Genomic DNA, 15581 nt, shown 5'->3' with positions numbered 1-15581 from the left:
CCTCTCGGCCGCGAGTACCCAGAGGCATGCCAGAGGTCGAAAGCTGACACTCCGGTAACGATAGCGAGCCAAACAGTTCTGTGGCGGCAAACGTGCTCCCAATTCTCATCAGGAACTTGGTCGAGGCGTTCAGCTGCGCCCACCGAACATTCGGCGCGTGGCATAAGCCGCGCTGAACGGAAACATCGAGACGCCCGCACGTCGGAAAGCCGACAAAGAGGACATAGAAGCGGTGCGAATTGCCGTCTATTAACCTGGCACGAGGAATGCAAGTCTTCGGCATGCCCAGTCTCCTCCTGCTGGGCATGTCTAGCACAGCAACTTGAGGCTGTCGCCGGCAACGAAGTTAGCGGCGCGTGATAGAGCGCCTGCTCGCACGGGACACCATCGGTCCCCCGTCGCGTCGCCGCTAACTTCTTGCGCTCGCGCATAACAGGCTGAAGTTGCCCGCTCTGCAATGACGTGTGGATGAAACCAGATAGGCCAACAGTCATGAGAAAAGTGTCTGGAAGACGCGCGTTATTGTTTTGTCTCGGTCGATCCCTGATCTGTCTGGCCGGGCTGGCTGCGACTGGCGACCGTGCTCGCGCTATCGAGAGCCCCCATATCGAAAGATTCAAGTCAACGTGGCGAGCGCAAGACGGTGAGACAATAGAACAAATTATCTCCAACGTCTCGAAAGTTGCACGGTTCGTCCCTCGAATGTGGGGCGTCGCCGAACTTGACGGAAACGACTATGTTTTCGTTTCGTGGACCAGGCACGCGGATGATGTATTAGACGAACAGTACGTTATCACCTGGAGGATCGCGCTCGACGGCACGTTTCAACTTGCGTCGACCTATGCAAAGCCGATCGAATTGGGCTGGCACGCCCTGGCGCTCGGGTTGATCGCCAGTGAAGTCAAGGATGGCGAAAGGGACGCAAATCTTCGCTTTCTGCATGATCCGAGCAACTTCAACTTCGTGACGACCACGCAGGGCCGGCTCGGCGATCTCCTGCGGCAGGGCCGCTGCACTATCGTTGAGCCTGTTGGAGTGGACTACTTGCCGAAGCAGAAGGACAAGCCGACCGAAAAAGGTGATCTGTGGCGCGTTTTGCTTTTAGTGAACTGTAATATCCCAGGGCCCCGTTTTTACACCCATAACGGGGTCATCACTTTCGAGAAGAGCGAAGGGCAAGATTGGGAGCCGCAATCCTCCTTTGCCAAGCGTATCGCGGCCTTTCCTCCTGGCTCCTGGTTCGCTCGGATGGAGCCCAAGGAACGGGAAGAGTAAGAAGGAGCGAAAGCCCTCGGTTTAATGGTCGCGCGGAGCAAGATCGCGCCGCAGCTCCTTTACCGCCGACCGCCTCAGAGTAACTGCAAGACATATCAGCGCTAAAGTGTCGGTGCTTACGCCTTAGCAACCGTCGCGAGCCTTTCCCCGCAGCCTTTAGTTCATCAGGCAAAAATCGGGCAGCACGATTACTCGAGCCTCTCCGCGACAGTCGAGCTCAGCGGCGCGTATCAGTTGGCGAGATTTTGCTCCCAGCGCACCCGACGCAGTGAGAGAACACCGATCTGCGAGGAACCAGCACTCCATGCCACTCTTCAAGCGACCGGGCCTGGAGATGCCTCGGGCCCAAGTCCGATCCGGCGTGCACGCCGCGCATCGCGCCACCAACTGGTGAGCATGCCAACGCCGAGCCGGCACGGTCGAGTGCTGCGACGAAACCCATTAAGAGGGTAATGGGGCAGTGTCGGCATACCCTCGAACACCGGCCCTTTTCCGAGTGCCACCGGCGACGAGTCCCGGAGCCGCGCGCGAGGCATCGAGGAACGACTGACTCGGCGCTAAATTTCCTCGCGCGCATTCGTCTGCGCGTCATAGATCCGGATTTGAAGCATGGGAAAACGCTTCTTTAGTTCTGCTCCGCCTGCCCTGGCGCCGTCTTTGGTTGCGAATTCAGCTCTGAGTCGGCCATCCACTTCAAGTGCGTAAGAAGAGACCGGCAATTCCCGTGGAGCTGCAGCCATTTGATTCCCATTGTGTAGTGAGGTCGTTGAGAACGATTGTAGCTTGAGTCGGCTAAACCGCACCAGAGCGGCCTGCCCGAGTGCCGCGATGGGGCAGCCATGATGCGGATTGACGCCTCGTGCCGAATGGCAACAGGATCGTGCTCGCGATCGTCCGAACACGCGGGCGGCATACCCCTCGTGCGGTGCGTATACGACGAAGCCACGCAGTTTGCCGTTCCACATCTTCTGGCGCAAACGCACGCCCTCGTGCCGGGCTTGCTGGGTCAATCTTCACCTGTGATCGCGGTGAAGCGCACTACAACAGAGCGGCCGCCAGTCGCGCCGCCCATGACATCGGGTTCTTCTACGAACGGGCGGCGGCACCACGAAGATTATGGCGCACCGCAGAGGTGCGAAAGGCCACAATGCGATTGGCATCCACGCGTGGCTCTCCAAAAGATGGCTTGGGGATTGGCGGTTTGAGCAAACGATATCGATTCATTTACGCTGCGAGCTGAACTCCGCGGCGCCCTTGTCCAGATCTCAGAGGAAGCGAGATCAGATTTCTTTCGAACATCAATCTTGTCCTGACAAGACCTTACAGCGAAATGTCATCGCCCCTCCCTGAAACCGTCGGCAGCCTTCTGTCTGCCGATGCGGGTTGCCACAAAGCAAAGCCAGGTTGCTCCTCCCCGGCTGACTTCCACTCGACGTCAAGAATTCACACGCGACTTCATCTTCAAGTGCGTGAGACAACAGCGTTCGAAGCTTGGCTTTCTCCCGGATACCAAGTTTGCCGCCGAGCGATGGAGATCTCCTCCTCAGGTCGAGAGGGTGCAGGACCCGCCCCGTGAGAGAGACCGACGAGGCTAAGGATACCGCGACATGCACACCGGAAGAAATCGCTTGAACCTCACGCAGCGTCAGGTCGTAGCTTGGAAACGAAGGCCACGCTTTCATAGATCAAGCGTCGAAAGATGCGGCCGAATAATGGACAAGCATTTAAGCAGCCGAATGCGGCGGCGCCGGATCGTGCGTGAACATGACTCAAGAGCGAGAGGTTTTTGTCGGGATGAAACACCGCGTAATGATGGTCGCATTGTTCGCTATCATCACAACTCCGGTCTGCGCGGCGAAGCTCCGCGGTCCTCCGCGCATCCTCGACGGCAATACGATCGAGATCGAGCGATTCAAGCTTCGGCTCTCAGGCATCGAAGCTCCCGAAACTGACCAGATTTGCCTCGACGCCCATGGTCGGAAATGGGCTTGCGGCCTAGCTGCTCGCGACGAGCTGATCAAGCATTCGAACGGACGAACGTGGGATTGTCATACCACAGGACGTGATGAATACGGCAGGTCACGCGGCAGTTGCTTTATAGAAGGCGAGGACGTGAACGCCTGGATGGTACGCTCCGGTTGGGCACTCTCGTCGGGGCCGTACGTCATCTATGAAGTTGTGGCGAGCAAAACCTGCGCGGGGCTGTGGTCGGGGGCGTTCATCGCCCCCTGGGACTGGCGTCGCCGCAATAAGGGGACGATCATCATCGGCGCGAGCTCGGTTCCCGTCGACGCTCAGGCGCTCCTGCTCGGATCCGCGCTGCTATCGGACCCGCCCTCCTCAGAGTGTGTGATAAAAGGCACTATGGGCCGCAATGGCGAGCGCATTTATCACCTGCCCGGGCAACTCAGTTACGAACAAATCGACATGACGAAGCCCGGTGAACGTTGGCTCTGCAACGAAGCGGAAGCCGAAGGCACCGGGTGGCGTAAAGCCGCGCGATGAGGTGAGATGCATGAAAGCAGGCTGTTCTCTGACCTATCTGACCAAGATCGCGCCGTCGCGCCGCTCGCTGTTGCTGTTCGCTTTTTCGGCGGTTTGCCTACGGATCGGCAACAACATTGTCGATGCAAAGGAAGCAAAAGCGCCGCCCAAGCCGAATAACCTGATCTCGCCGGAGGCTGCCCTGAAGCGGCTAATGGAAGGGAACGATCGCTATGTCCAGGGCGTATCACGACGCGACGATTTCAAGCGCGAGCGTGAGGTTTTGGTGGATGGGCAAAATCCATATGCCGCGGTTCTGAGCTGCGCCGATTCTCGCGTAGCGCCTGAACTTGTCTTCGGCAGCGGACTTGGTGATCTGTTTGTCTGCCGCCTCGCCGGTAACTTCGTCAACGATGACACGCTCGCCAGTATGGAATATGCGGTGGCCGTGCTGAACATGCCGCTGATCCTGGTACTTGGCCACGATCATTGCGGTGCGATAGACGCCACGATCAAGTCGCTCCACGACGATAAGCCGCCGCCGGGGCACATTTCATCCCTCGTTGCTGCGCTTGCGCCTGCGGTAAAAGGATCTCGCCAGCAAACCCGTGACACGTTCGCCGAAGTAACCCGACAAAATGTAATCGATAACGTCAACAAACTAAAATCGACGGAGCCGATTCTGAACGCGGCAGTTGAGCAGAACAGACTAAAGGTCGTCGGGGGCCTGTATCGGCTCGACACCGGCAGGGTCGAGTTGCTGAACTGACGCTGGCACCCTCGGCGGCCCGCTATCGTTTGCCGCCTGTTGCAGAGCTTCGGTCGAATTCCGGTAATTCACTCGTGCATCAGCTTCCTCAAATGCACCGAATACAACCGCTCCACAATTGTCACAGCTTCGGGAAGATCCTTGGTATGCGCGGCCTCGTAATTCTCCTTGCATTCTACGTGCTCATATTGGCAACGCCGAGGCCAGCACCAGGAAGCACTCATACCGCGGGCGACAGTATTCATGCCTGCACGTTAATGCGCTAGACCAACAGAGGCGGTGCAAGCGGCAGATCGCGGTGCGAGGCATGCGGGTCTGGGCTCTCGGCCTAACGGAACACGTGACGATTCCGGCAGGCTCTCACCCGCGACCCGGCAAGCCACTTATGGTCCTGCTATGATCACCAGGCTCAGCCAGGTCCGAAGATCAAAAAGAGCGGAATTGCGACCGCGACGGCTGCCCAGCCGACCGATGTAAAGAAAACTGCTATTCGCGTCGGCATCGGACAGTCTCTCCTGCAGGCGCTCATCCGAAACTCCCGAACGCTGCCGCCACGTTTGTTGAATACTGCCGTGTGATGTCCACATCCAGCCAAAAGCTCACCCACAGTCGCGCCCACGGTAAATTGCGCTGTTGGTAATGTCTGGAAATCAGAGCGGGCCTGAAACTCCAGCAGGCAAGCCGAGCCCGACTGGTTCGCGCTCGAGGTCCACTTCAGTCGCTCTCCTTCCGCCGTGTCCGGTTGATGACGCGTTGTGCCTGGAATCAGACACGGAGGCGCGAACATTCTCCCGGCGCGGCTGCACGAGCCAAGTGATCTCGCTCGATTCAGACACGGCCGGCAGACCATGATTGATGGCACGTCGATTGCTGGGGACATGCAAAAGAGCCGCAGGGCCTCGCCGACCTCGCGGCTGCCAGGTCAGGAATTCACAACGTGGTTCGACCCGGCCGGGCGCAAGTGTGACAAATCTCCGTTGGAGGACACATGGCAAAACCAGCGCTGTCTTCAGCCGTCGGAGACATAATGCAGCAGAGGTGGATCGATCTCGACGCCGCATATCAGTTGCTTTGCCGGCTCAGCCTCAACGACACCAACGACAGCCATATCTATGTCAGTCTTGCCGGCCTTCAACACCTTTTCTTTGAGTCAATGCGTTCGGGGGGCAGTTTGGACTGGCAACCGTCAGTAATCGCATCACGGTCAATATCAACTACGACAGTTTCGACCATCCCTGCCGACTGAGTATCAATCCGACCGGCTTCGCCGTGCGCGCGCAACCAAAATCAATGAAGTGCGGCAGCGATCGGCTCAAAACACCGAGGACAGCTTTATGAACGCTCCACCAGAGACGATCACTCCAGTAACCGACGCTACGGCTGCGACCTGGGATAATCTGTCGCCGCTACTGGCTGATATCCGCGCGCGTCGAAACGAATTCGCCCGAACGCAGAAGATTCCAGACGAGATCATCGACGGCTTCAAGCGCGTTGGCGTCTATCGAGCTTTGGTCGCCAGGCGATTCGGCGGCGAGGAGCGAACGCCGGCCGATTTTTGTCACCTGATCGAGCGCATTTCCGAAGCCGACGGCTCCGCCGGTTGGGTCGCCAGCTTCGGCGATGGGGCTCGCTACCTCGCTGCTCTTCCGGAGGACACGCTTCAAACGGTATACGCGAATGGGCCTGACGTAGTGTTGGCAGGCGCGCTTTTCCCGCTCCAGCCCGCCAGGCGAAGCACCGACGGGTTTGTCGTGAACGGCGTGTGGCCATTCGCCAGCGGCTCACCGGGCGCGGATCTGATAGGGGTCGGCATCACTCTGGAAGACGATCCGACCGGTGGCCTTGCGCGTGTAGCCGTGATGCCGGCCGAGAAGGTGACAATCCGGCCCAATTGGGACGTCATCGGTCTGCAAGGCACCGGCAGCCACGACGTCGTTGTCAACGATGTCATTGTGCCGGAGGAATGGACCTTGATCCGCGGCGGTCCGCCGACACTCGACGCGCCGATCTATCGTTATCCGTCCGTGACTTTTGCTGCCCAGGCGCATGCGATCGTCGGCATCGGTATTGCGCGCTCCGCGCTAGACGAGGTGGTCGCGATGGCCGGAAGCCGCGCCTCAATCACAGGAGCGCCCGCGATGGCAGAGCGCGGCTATGTCCAACTGGAGATGGCCAGAGCCGAATCCATGCTGCGTTCCGCCCGTGCCTTCTTCTATGAGGCCACCGAGGAGCTGTGGAAGGAAGCGCTAGAGGATGCGGTAAACCAGAGCACCGCGACCCTGATGCGACTCGCCGCCACAAATGCCGCGCGGCAAAGCGCTGAGGTCTGCAACATTGCGAGCGTTCTCGCTGGAAGCGCGTCGCTCTACACAACCAGCAATCTGGCGCGAGCGATGTGCGACAGCTTCGTGGTTGCCCAGCACGCAGCTTTAAACGAGGGAACCCTCCAGAGCGCCGGCCGACTCCTGCTCGGAAGTGCAGCACAGCCGGGATTTCCGTGAAATGTTCATCCACGTTCCGCACCCTCCCAGCAACTGATTGCCGCACCTGCGATATCATGCTGTCTGCAGCTACAGAACCTCGCGGCTTGGCGGCCTTCTTCAAAGGAAGAGGAGAGAGCCTTGCAGTCAGGCTCTTCTCAAAAGCACCACTTCATACTCGTGGAGCAAGTCCCCCTTCGCAGCGCAAACATAACGAGCGCCTCCTCATGGGTCTCTACACACCCGCCTCTATCACTGTCGTGTCGAGCACGATCCACATGCAACAGCGCAACCGCTCGCGGTTCAACTCACAAAGCTTCCGAGTCCGACTTTTTTGATGTCGCTCTCCATGCCCAGCCGTTCGCTCTCCTGGCATAGGAGGCCGATGCCCGAATTCTTGTCCGCCGACATTGGCCCCTACGTGGTGGAGCGCCACCACGCCCCTGGACATGGCTCCTGGAGCTTATCCAGCGTCGCAGCACCGAGTCGCGCAGACCGAGTTCGTTGACGACGGTTCCGATCGGTCGACCACTAGATATTGCTGGCGTTTCCTTTGTGCGCATTGGCGGTATCGAATACTCCATCTGGGTAGGCACCCGCTGAGCGAATTAAGAAACGCATTGTTCTTATTCGCGATGAGTTGTGCGCCGAGTTGAACTTCGCGCTTAATTCCTTGGGCTTCCTTGAGAGTCCAAATCTGAGCCGAATGGAATGACGTAGCGCAACGGCAACGTTCGATCTGACCTCCGACCACTCGACGTCACCATGGATTGAAGGACCATAGGGGTCAGTGAACGATGTCCGGCCGTAGCCCCCGCCAAGTAGCCCCCAACGTATCCGCCGGTGCAGCTCTATATTGCTGCGGGCACCTTTACTGTGGCTCCACAATCGGCCGAATGAGCGGCGGCGCTTTCAACGATTGCGGCTGTTCCGGCTACACAGCGAGGACGTTTGAATCGCATATCGCCTCAGGTCGCGCGCCATCTTGCAGCGGCGAATGATCCGGTTCGCTGGCGAGACGCGGCGGGGTGCAGGAGTTATGCTAGCGGCCGCAATGCGCGTTCCTCTGCGCTTGTGCGATCGCACCGTGGTATTCGCGATAACAGGTGATTTGGCGAAGGTCTGGTGTTTTGATTAGGAGAGAATTCGCAGGACGAACGTCGGCGACCGCAGATCACTCGGCTGGGCCAGGAGAACGGACGACTGCGCATGGCGCGCGACCTTTCAACACCGGTGATGCCAGTCGGAAGCCGACAAGCTCGAAATGATGACTTGACGATACATGATCGCCGACGCACGCGATCTTTTGGGCAAGACGAACACACGACATGCCCATATGACGTGCAATGTGTCTGGAGCGGTCACGCGCATATGCCCATCCAAAACGGTATGCGGGACGCATGTCGACCCGTCGCGGATCACTTACTATCGGCGAGAGGTCGGCGGCCTGAGTTTTATGCGGGTCAGCTCAAAAGACCTTGAATCGCACGTAGCGTCACGTTGTAGCATTTTGAAGTAGCTGACGGGGATGGCTGGCAAGCCAACCGGGCCGCTGTTTGCCGCCGACGTCGGTGAGACGATGATACTAGTGCGTTCGATGTGTATACGGCAGAGGGGGACTCTGGTGCGCCAATCACTGCCTGCGAATTGCTCTAACGCGCTCCGAGTGCTCGCATGCGAATAACAAGGTACTTCTGCCCAGACACCGGGGATGGTGGGTCGCTAGGCTCTTCGGCCGGCACGTTGATGGCATACGAACAGCCGCGGATCAACTCTGTTCAGCGCCACTCACTTAATCAGCATGACTTTGACGATCCTCAGGACAGCGGACAATACCTCCTTCCAGCTGTGCGCGCCAGTGTTGAGCCGCATTCCGCCAATAGTCGGCGGTTTTTGAAAAAAGGAATGAAGCCAGGTTTCTGCGACCATTGATCACTCCGTAATTAGAATTTGCGGCGAACGTTTTGCCGCAAATCATCGTCGGCAGCGCTCCCTCTGTCGACGCCTAACTTCCGCCCGGCCATCGACATGAGGCCGGGCGCTTTTTTTGCGTCGATGAATGACCGTTTGGAGGGTTCTGGTCCGCGGTGCTTGATGATTGCGAAGGGTTTAGGGAGAGAGACAAACCTAAGCGATCGATTGGGAGGATAGTTCGTCACATAATGAAATCGATTGATCCGATCCTAGCGCCCGCGTTGCTCTGGCCTCTCGCATCCATGGTCCATGGCCGACCTCGTGGCCGTCAACGCCAACCACCCGGCCACCCGCATCGCCGCTGTGGCTCTGCGCGGAGCGACTGATTTAGCTGCCGCGCATGAGTTATGGAGAGGACCGTCCGCGTCAGCTTAACGCTCCAATCGCGCGTCGATCTCGTCGATCCCTGCGCGTGATGATGGACGACACCGTGCGCCCGGACGCAGCGCGCGGTGCTGCCCGGAATCGACCGCTCGGTCGGCCGTCCCATCTGTCCGGGTAAGCTCTCGCGTGCGGATTTTTCGCGCTACGGATTCGACGTCGTGAGGTGGGTGACAACAGGGATACGCGTGCTTTCTGATCGGGAAGGGCGTGATCAGAGAGCACTTCTCTTCGTGATCACGTGAAACTCTGCACCCAAATTTAAATGGCCTTCGCGCAACCGAGCGACTATTGTCGATCCATGTCTCGCCTTTTGCGTCTAACTGCTACTATCATCCTGCCGATGCTGCCGGTCGTCGCGAACGCTGCACCAATTAATGAAAAGGGGCCCAAGCCGGTCTGGCAAGGCTACGGCTTCCTGCCCGGCTATCGCCAACCGCCGAGCAACAGCATTCCGCTCTACAAGCAGAAGGACTTGATACGCCGGTTCTCGCGCGCCGACCGACGCCACTGGTATATTGACTCGGTTCCTCAGTATTACGGTTGGGACGGCGAGTGGCACTATTTCGGCCAACCCGGCTTCCGCGGCGGCCGCTACAATGGAGGCAGTTTCGGACCGTGCTGGACGCGGACGCCGATCGGGCCGATCTGGAATTGTGGATGATCGCGCGCGCCGCTAGGAGAAACTTCACGCCATTGCGCCGGAATTACGTCGCGGCGTTTACTGACGTCCTGCCCCGATCTTCGCCATCGCGCTGCAGCCCCAGAGGCAGAGCGTGCTCGCAGATTCGATGATCAGGTCCGCCTGCGGCAAATGAGCAGGCAAGTAACCGCGATGACGATCCTGATCCGATCCGGCGCGAAATCGGCCGCTGTTGATCGCCGCCTTTCTGCGCTGCGGCCCAGGAGCCTTTGCCGGACACAAACGGCCGCTGCAGTGATGCTGAACTCTCGCGGCAAGTTATTCTGGAATGAACACATCCTTCAGCTCGCATTCCCATTGACACAACAACAGGGACGCCAGGCGCGTGCTGAAATCCGCTCAGCTCAAGGAATTATGAGAACCGATGCAATCGTTTGGCATTTGTTCGAAGCAGTGCACCAGCTCCTCGAGGACAAGGCCATGCGGCAGCCGCTCAGACCATTCAATGCTTCGAGCGCCGGTTGGCAGTGCTAGAAATTTACCACCCGCCCGATGTTGACGTCGTGCGCCGGGTCTGTAATGGCCACCCGGAAATGGAGTGCCCGTCCGGCCATCGATATCCGCTCGAATGATCACCCGTTGTGCAGCTTTGGGCGCCTAAGCGCGATTGTCAGGTCCTTCAGCGATGAATGAGGCGCTCCAAGAGTCGTCACTAGAAGCGCGTATTTTTGAGCAATACATCACCCTCCACCGCGCGGGGATAGTGGGACGCCACCTCGAATGATGGCAATAGGTCAAGAATAGCTTGCAGCGACAACTGCCCTTCGTAGAGCTCCCGGTCGCTATATTCCGTGTACACGAAGCGCGTGTTGCTCAAGGTCTGCATGCCGCCGGCGATAACATCGGCTTCGGCTCCCTGGACATCCATCCAGATGAAATCGATCATATTCAGCTTGGCTTCGCTGCACCAATCGTCCAGCCGCCGCGTTTCAACCGAGACAGGGCGATCGAACCGAACCCAATCATACTCAGTAAGATGATTCTTCGGGCGGCGTATTGAGCCGGAGAGGTCCCATTCCTTCGCATCACCATCTGCATTGCTTGGATGGAAGTCGATCATCCCGTTTCGATCACTGATCGCGATTTCAAGCAGCTTCAACCTATTGAGGGATGGCCCCAGCTTCTTCTTGAAGCGCGCGATCGCTCTGGGGTCCGGCTCAAAGCAGTAGAGCTGAGCTTGCGGGCAGAGGTTGAGAAACTGTTGCGTATCGGTCCCATCATTACAGCCGATATCCAGGATGACGGGATTCGGCTTCTGAAGAAGTGAAACAATGTGCTGGTGTACTTCGATAGACGACACGGGTGCTTTTTCCATTGGGCGCGGAGATCGGTTGAATTTTGTCTTTGACGCCGCAATCACACGCCAGACGCGCCGGCACAACGCATATCAATGTATATGATTCATAAACCTGTCGGTTCCCTTGAATTATGACAGCCATTTGGAGGCCATCAACATCAAAAGGGAATCCTGTCGAACCGGGGCCTGCAGCGACTGCCCTGCAATGCAAATTGACCCTCTATCTCGGGAGACGAGGCAACTGCGAGCTAGATCGTCGTCTCCGGTCCGCCTTTCGGAGCGGTCGAAAGATCGGCTTCGTACTAATGTAAGTCGTCGGCTATTCTCCTCAAAGCGTGCCCGCCAGACTGATCTCTCGTGCGCAGGAATAGCCAATCAGCTCGATCCCGGTTGCGACAGGCAAGATGTGCCTAGTCGACCGACCGCTGCCATCTCGGATTCGCTGACGCAACGTGTGAACCACCCAGTGGAATCACCTAATCCCCGGAATACCGTACGAGGTCAAGGGACCGACGCATGGGTTGCTGCGCGCAAGCAAAACACTGCACGGCGGTCGTCGCGGATCTCTTCGATTTCTGGCAGGAGACCTTGCTGCGGATCTCCGGCAAATCAAAGCTGGCCGTGGCAATCCGCTATGCCGTCTCTCGGCGCGCCCTCTTCGAACACCTCCCACCGGCGGCCGCATTGAGCTCGAATCCACCACCGTCGAACGCGCCATTAGCTCCAACAATTCGAAAAGCTTTTCGCGGGCAGCGGCGGCGGGACAAACCTTGGCAGCCATTCGCAACCTGCCGCAAACGACGTAAATGACAATGTCGATCCATTCGCGTAATTTCAGATGACGTATTGCCAACGGCTTACCTTGAAACGAAATCGAAGCGCTTATGCCATAGGACCACGCCCTCTGACGACCTCAGCTTGCCGCTGGCGTAGTTCAAATCGAGATTTCACATGCCTTATGGTTGAGTTCGCGCACGCTCTCCTGATGCTTGCCACGTCGGTCCTCAGGCGTGGATCGCTGTTGAGCTGCCGATCTCGCTCCATCACCGACCGTGGTATACAATTTCGAACCTCGATCAGCGGGTCAGTTTAAGAGGACGAGCTCTGCATGATTCCGCCGAATTTTGCGATAGGCCGTCATATGCAACTTTAGGACTCGCCGGTTTACGTCTGCCACAAGCGCGCATAAGGCTTTCAGCCAGCAGATCAGGATGTCTGCCCTCCGCGACGATCCGGCCCCTGTCTAAGACGACGATCTTGTCGGCACCACAGATGGTGCTGACTCGGTGAGAGATGACCACGACAGTCTTGCCGTGCGACGCAAATCCTCAAGGAGCCGGTGCACAGTGGCTTCGGCAACCGAGTCGAGGGAGGAGGTCGGCTCGTCCAAGATTAGGATTTCCGGATCCCGGTATAGAACTCGTGCTAACGAAAGGCGCCTCAGACAAGTTGGCCTACAGCATCAGTCTCGTCTCAACCGCCGGAGAAAATGCCTGTCGCGTCCTCTCAACTCTGTTCACAATCCTGCTAATGTGGTGTGGCACGACGCTTGTTCTGGACCGGACCGTCGCTCGAGGTGAGTTGCTCTCCTGCTATGCACTGCTCGGCGATATCAACCGACCGGTCGCCGACCTGCTCCAAACTAACAAAATTGTGCTGCAGGCCGGCCAGCGCCGTCGAAATACGCGACACTTCGATCGGTGTTAGGGACGTGAGAAACCCTGGGCTCAACCGGTGTTTCGGCGAAAGCAATGTCATTTCCGCAACAGCTTGTCGGCCGTGTATCTAAGCGCGTCTGCTTCCGGACAAAGACACGCGCAGGCCCGCCAACGGATCAGCAGACCTGCAGGCACGGATCGTTCAGCTCATTTTTGGCCTGACTCTTGCTGTAATTTGGTTTGTCACAATGTGACTATCACCAACTTGAGCTCAGGAGACCTGTATGAATTTTCGTCCGCTTCCCGACCGCGTCGTGGTCAAGCGCACCGACGCCGATAAGAATACCGCTTGCGCCGTTATCATTCCCGACACAGCCAAGGAAAAGCTGCAGGCATGGGTCGTTCAGCTCATTATTGGCCTGACCCTTGCTATAATTGGACTTGTCACAATGTGACTATCTGCAACTTGTTCAAAACGCTCAGGAGTCTTGTATGAAATTCCGTCCGCTTCACGACCGCGTCGTAGTCAAGCGCATCGACGCTGATGAGAAGACCGCTGGTGGCATTATCATTCCCGACACAGCCAAGGAGAAACCCTCGCAGGGCGAAGTCATTGCAATTGGCCCGGGCGGCCGCGATGAGACCGGCAAGCTGATTCCGATCGACATCGAGGTCGGAGACCGCGTGCTGTTCGGCAAATGGTCGGGTACCGAAGTCAAGATCAATAGCGAGGAGCTGTTGATCATGAAGGAGAGCGACATCATGGGCGTTCTCACAGATGTGTTTTCCAACAAGAAAGCCGCCTAACCCAGCGCTCGCACAGCTCACTCCCTGAAGAGCGCCCACTTAGGCGCGCTGAAGGGTGAGAAAATAAGAACTGAGGGAATTCTTAATGTCAGCCAAAGAAGTCAAATTCGGAGTAGACGCGCGCGACCGCATGCTGCGTGGCGTCGACATCCTCGCTAATGCCGTGCAGGTCACGCTTGGTCCGAAGGGCCGCAACGTCGTGCTCGACAAGTCGTTCGGCGCGCCTCGCATCACCAAGGACGGCGTTGCCGTCGCCAAGGACATCGAACTCGACGACAAGTTCGAGAACATGGGCGCCCAGATGGTGCGCGAGGTCGCTTCGAAGGCGGCGGATGCTGCCGGCGACGGCACCACCACTGCGACCGTCCTGGCCGCCGCGATAGTCCGCGAAGGCGCCAAGTCAGTTGCCGCCGGTATGAACCCGATGGACCTGAAACGCGGTATCGACCTCGCGGTCGAAGCCGTCGTTGCGGACCTCCAGAAGAACTCCAAGAAGGTCACCTCGAACGAGGAGATCGCCCAGGTCGGCACCATTTCGGCCAACGGCGACCAGGAGATCGGCAAGTTCCTCGCCGACGCCGTGAAGAAGGTCGGCAACGAAGGCGTGATCACGGTCGAAGAGGCCAAGTCGCTCGAGACCGAACTCGACGTCGTCGAGGGCATGCAGTTCGACCGCGGCTACATCTCGCCCTACTTCGTGACCAACGCCGACAAGATGCGCGTCGAGATGGATGACGCCTACATCCTCATCAACGAGAAGAAGCTCTCCTCGCTGAACGAACTGCTGCCGCTGCTCGAGGCCGTGGTGCAGAGTGGTAAGCCGCTGGTCATCGTCGCGGAGGACGTCGAGGGCGAAGCGCTCGCGACCCTAGTCGTGAATCGCCTGCGTGGTGGCCTGAAGGTCGCGGCCGTCAAGGCTCCGGGCTTCGGCGATCGCCGCAAGGCCATGCTGCAGGACATCGCGATCCTGACCGGCGGCCAGGCGATCTCGGAAGACCTCGGCATCAAGCTCGAGAACGTCACGCTCAACATGCTCGGTCACGCCAAGAAGGTGATGATCGACAAGGAGAACACCACGATCGTCAACGGCGCCGGCAAGAAGGCCGACATCGAGGCGCGCGTGGCCCAGATCAAGGCGCAGATCGCGGAGACAACCTCGGACTACGACCGTGAGAAGCTCCAGGAGCGACTTGCCAAGCTCGCGGGCGGCGTCGCGGTGATCCGCGTCGGAGGCGCGACCGAGGTCGAGGTGAAGGAGCGCAAGGATCGCGTTGATGACGCAATGCATGCGACCCGTGCGGCTGTCGAGGAAGGCATCCTGCCGGGCGGCGGCGTCGCCCTGCTCCGCGCTTCCGAGCAGCTCAAGGGCCTGCGCACCAAGAACGACGATCAGAAGACCGGCGTCGAGATCGTGCGCAAGGCACTGTCCTGGCCGGCCCGCCAGATTGCAATCAACGCCGGTGAAGACGGTTCGATCGTGGTCGGCAAAGTCCTGGACAACGAGCAGTACTCTTATGGCTTCGATGCGCAGACAGGCGAGTATAGCAACCTTGTCTCCAAGGGCATCATTGACCCGACCAAGGTCGTGCGCATCGCGGTCCAGAACGCCTCCTCGGTGGCCGCTCTCCTGATCACGACGGAAGCGATGGTTGCCGAGCTGCCGAAGAAGGCCGCGGCTGGTCCAGCAATGCCTCCAGGCGCCGGTATGGGCGGTATGGACTTCTGATCTACTCTGCCAAATTATCAATGACCA

The 15581-nt window shown here is 58.5% G+C and carries 12 protein-coding genes and 1 pseudogene; 9 read left to right on the top strand and 4 right to left on the bottom strand.

The genetic code is table 11. The features are described from left to right. The first annotated feature begins 492 nt into the window (after positions 1-492). The 3 genes from WN72_RS10420 to WN72_RS10410 all read left to right on the top strand — a co-directional run bounded on the left by WN72_RS10420 (position 493) and on the right by WN72_RS10410 (position 4528). On the top strand, positions 493-1275 hold the full coding sequence (locus tag WN72_RS10420; protein ID WP_244553946.1) for a nodulate formation efficiency C protein: 783 nt from the start codon (positions 493-495) through the stop codon (positions 1273-1275). 1764 nt (positions 1276-3039) lie between these two features. Further along, positions 3040-3780, top strand: a complete 741-nt coding sequence (locus tag WN72_RS10415) for a thermonuclease family protein (protein ID WP_143130802.1) — start codon at positions 3040-3042, stop codon at positions 3778-3780. 10 nt (positions 3781-3790) lie between these two features. Next, positions 3791-4528: a carbonic anhydrase gene (locus tag WN72_RS10410; protein WP_092219362.1), complete on the top strand. Its 738-nt coding sequence runs from the start codon at positions 3791-3793 to the stop codon at positions 4526-4528. A gap of 1009 nt (positions 4529-5537) precedes the next feature. On the opposite strand, the gene WN72_RS47495 is transcribed toward WN72_RS10410, so the two are convergent. Further along, positions 5538-5663: a hypothetical protein gene (locus tag WN72_RS47495; RefSeq protein WP_283807164.1), complete on the bottom strand. Its 126-nt coding sequence runs from the start codon at positions 5661-5663 to the stop codon at positions 5538-5540. A gap of 199 nt (positions 5664-5862) precedes the next feature. On the opposite strand from WN72_RS47495, the gene WN72_RS10405 reads away from it, so the two are divergent. Continuing rightward, the gene (locus WN72_RS10405) at positions 5863-7029 is read left to right on the top strand and encodes an acyl-CoA dehydrogenase family protein (RefSeq protein ID WP_092219359.1); all 1167 of its coding nucleotides are present in this window, start codon (positions 5863-5865) and stop codon (positions 7027-7029) included. 1767 nt (positions 7030-8796) lie between these two features. Here the strand turns inward: WN72_RS10405 and WN72_RS10400 are convergent. Continuing rightward, complete coding sequence (locus WN72_RS10400) at positions 8797-8937, bottom strand: hypothetical protein (RefSeq protein ID WP_167381110.1); 141 nt, start codon at positions 8935-8937, stop codon at positions 8797-8799. Between the two features lie 691 nt (positions 8938-9628). Between WN72_RS10400 and WN72_RS10395 the strand changes: the two genes are divergently transcribed. Next, complete coding sequence (locus tag WN72_RS10395) at positions 9629-10027, top strand: hypothetical protein (RefSeq protein WP_092219357.1); 399 nt, start codon at positions 9629-9631, stop codon at positions 10025-10027. Positions 10028-10198: 171 nt separating this feature from the next. After that, positions 10199-10540 (top strand): hypothetical protein, encoded by a 342-nt coding sequence (locus WN72_RS10390; RefSeq protein ID WP_143130798.1) that lies wholly within the window; start codon positions 10199-10201, stop codon positions 10538-10540. Positions 10541-10718: 178 nt separating this feature from the next. Here the strand turns inward: WN72_RS10390 and WN72_RS10385 are convergent, their stop codons facing one another. Both WN72_RS10385 and WN72_RS46830 read right to left on the bottom strand, forming a co-directional pair. Further along, positions 10719-11366 carry an FkbM family methyltransferase gene (locus WN72_RS10385; protein WP_092219427.1) on the bottom strand — a complete coding sequence of 216 codons (648 nt, stop codon included), beginning with the start codon at positions 11364-11366 and terminating at the stop codon, positions 10719-10721. A gap of 1161 nt (positions 11367-12527) precedes the next feature. Further along, positions 12528-12804 (bottom strand): annotated as a pseudogene (locus WN72_RS46830) (peptidase C39); the annotation flags it as partial. Between the two features lie 501 nt (positions 12805-13305). On the opposite strand from WN72_RS46830, the gene WN72_RS47810 reads away from it, so the two are divergent. The 3 genes from WN72_RS47810 to groL all read left to right on the top strand — a co-directional run bounded on the left by WN72_RS47810 (position 13306) and on the right by groL (position 15554). Beyond that, entirely contained in the window at positions 13306-13476 is a 171-nt protein-coding gene (locus tag WN72_RS47810) for a hypothetical protein (RefSeq protein WP_092219353.1), read from the top strand. Positions 13477-13513: 37 nt separating this feature from the next. Beyond that, positions 13514-13828, top strand: a complete 315-nt coding sequence (locus tag WN72_RS10375; RefSeq protein WP_027562730.1) for a co-chaperone GroES — start codon at positions 13514-13516, stop codon at positions 13826-13828. 85 nt (positions 13829-13913) lie between these two features. After that, a complete protein-coding gene (gene groL, locus WN72_RS10370; protein ID WP_092219351.1) occupies positions 13914-15554 on the top strand; it encodes a chaperonin GroEL in 1641 nt (546 codons plus the stop codon). The last annotated feature ends 27 nt before the right edge of the window (positions 15555-15581 follow it).

Origin of the sequence: Bradyrhizobium arachidis (assembly GCF_015291705.1) — a bacterium.
GTDB lineage: Bacteria > Pseudomonadota > Alphaproteobacteria > Rhizobiales > Xanthobacteraceae > Bradyrhizobium > Bradyrhizobium arachidis.
The sequence above is the reverse complement of the archived record's forward strand: the minus strand, read 5'-3'. Positions and strand labels throughout refer to the sequence as shown.

What these genes read in the sequence shown, in the direction of transcription:
- WN72_RS10420 (WP_244553946.1), top strand. Translation starts at nt 493, where the DNA reads ATGAGAAAAGTGTCTGGAAGACGCGCGTTATTGTTTTGTCTCGGTCGA.
- WN72_RS10415 (WP_143130802.1), top strand. Translation starts at nt 3,040, where the DNA reads ATGACTCAAGAGCGAGAGGTTTTTGTCGGGATGAAACACCGCGTAATG.
- WN72_RS10410 (WP_092219362.1), top strand. Translation starts at nt 3,791, where the DNA reads ATGAAAGCAGGCTGTTCTCTGACCTATCTGACCAAGATCGCGCCGTCG.
- WN72_RS10405 (WP_092219359.1), top strand. Translation starts at nt 5,863, where the DNA reads ATGAACGCTCCACCAGAGACGATCACTCCAGTAACCGACGCTACGGCT.
- WN72_RS10400 (WP_167381110.1), bottom strand. Translation starts at nt 8,937, where the DNA reads ATGGTCGCAGAAACCTGGCTTCATTCCTTTTTTCAAAAACCGCCGACT.
- WN72_RS10395 (WP_092219357.1), top strand. Translation starts at nt 9,629, where the DNA reads ATGGCCTTCGCGCAACCGAGCGACTATTGTCGATCCATGTCTCGCCTT.
- WN72_RS10390 (WP_143130798.1), top strand. Translation starts at nt 10,199, where the DNA reads ATGACGATCCTGATCCGATCCGGCGCGAAATCGGCCGCTGTTGATCGC.
- WN72_RS47810 (WP_092219353.1), top strand. Translation starts at nt 13,306, where the DNA reads ATGAATTTTCGTCCGCTTCCCGACCGCGTCGTGGTCAAGCGCACCGAC.
- WN72_RS10375 (WP_027562730.1), top strand. Translation starts at nt 13,514, where the DNA reads ATGAAATTCCGTCCGCTTCACGACCGCGTCGTAGTCAAGCGCATCGAC.
- groL (WP_092219351.1), top strand. Translation starts at nt 13,914, where the DNA reads ATGTCAGCCAAAGAAGTCAAATTCGGAGTAGACGCGCGCGACCGCATG.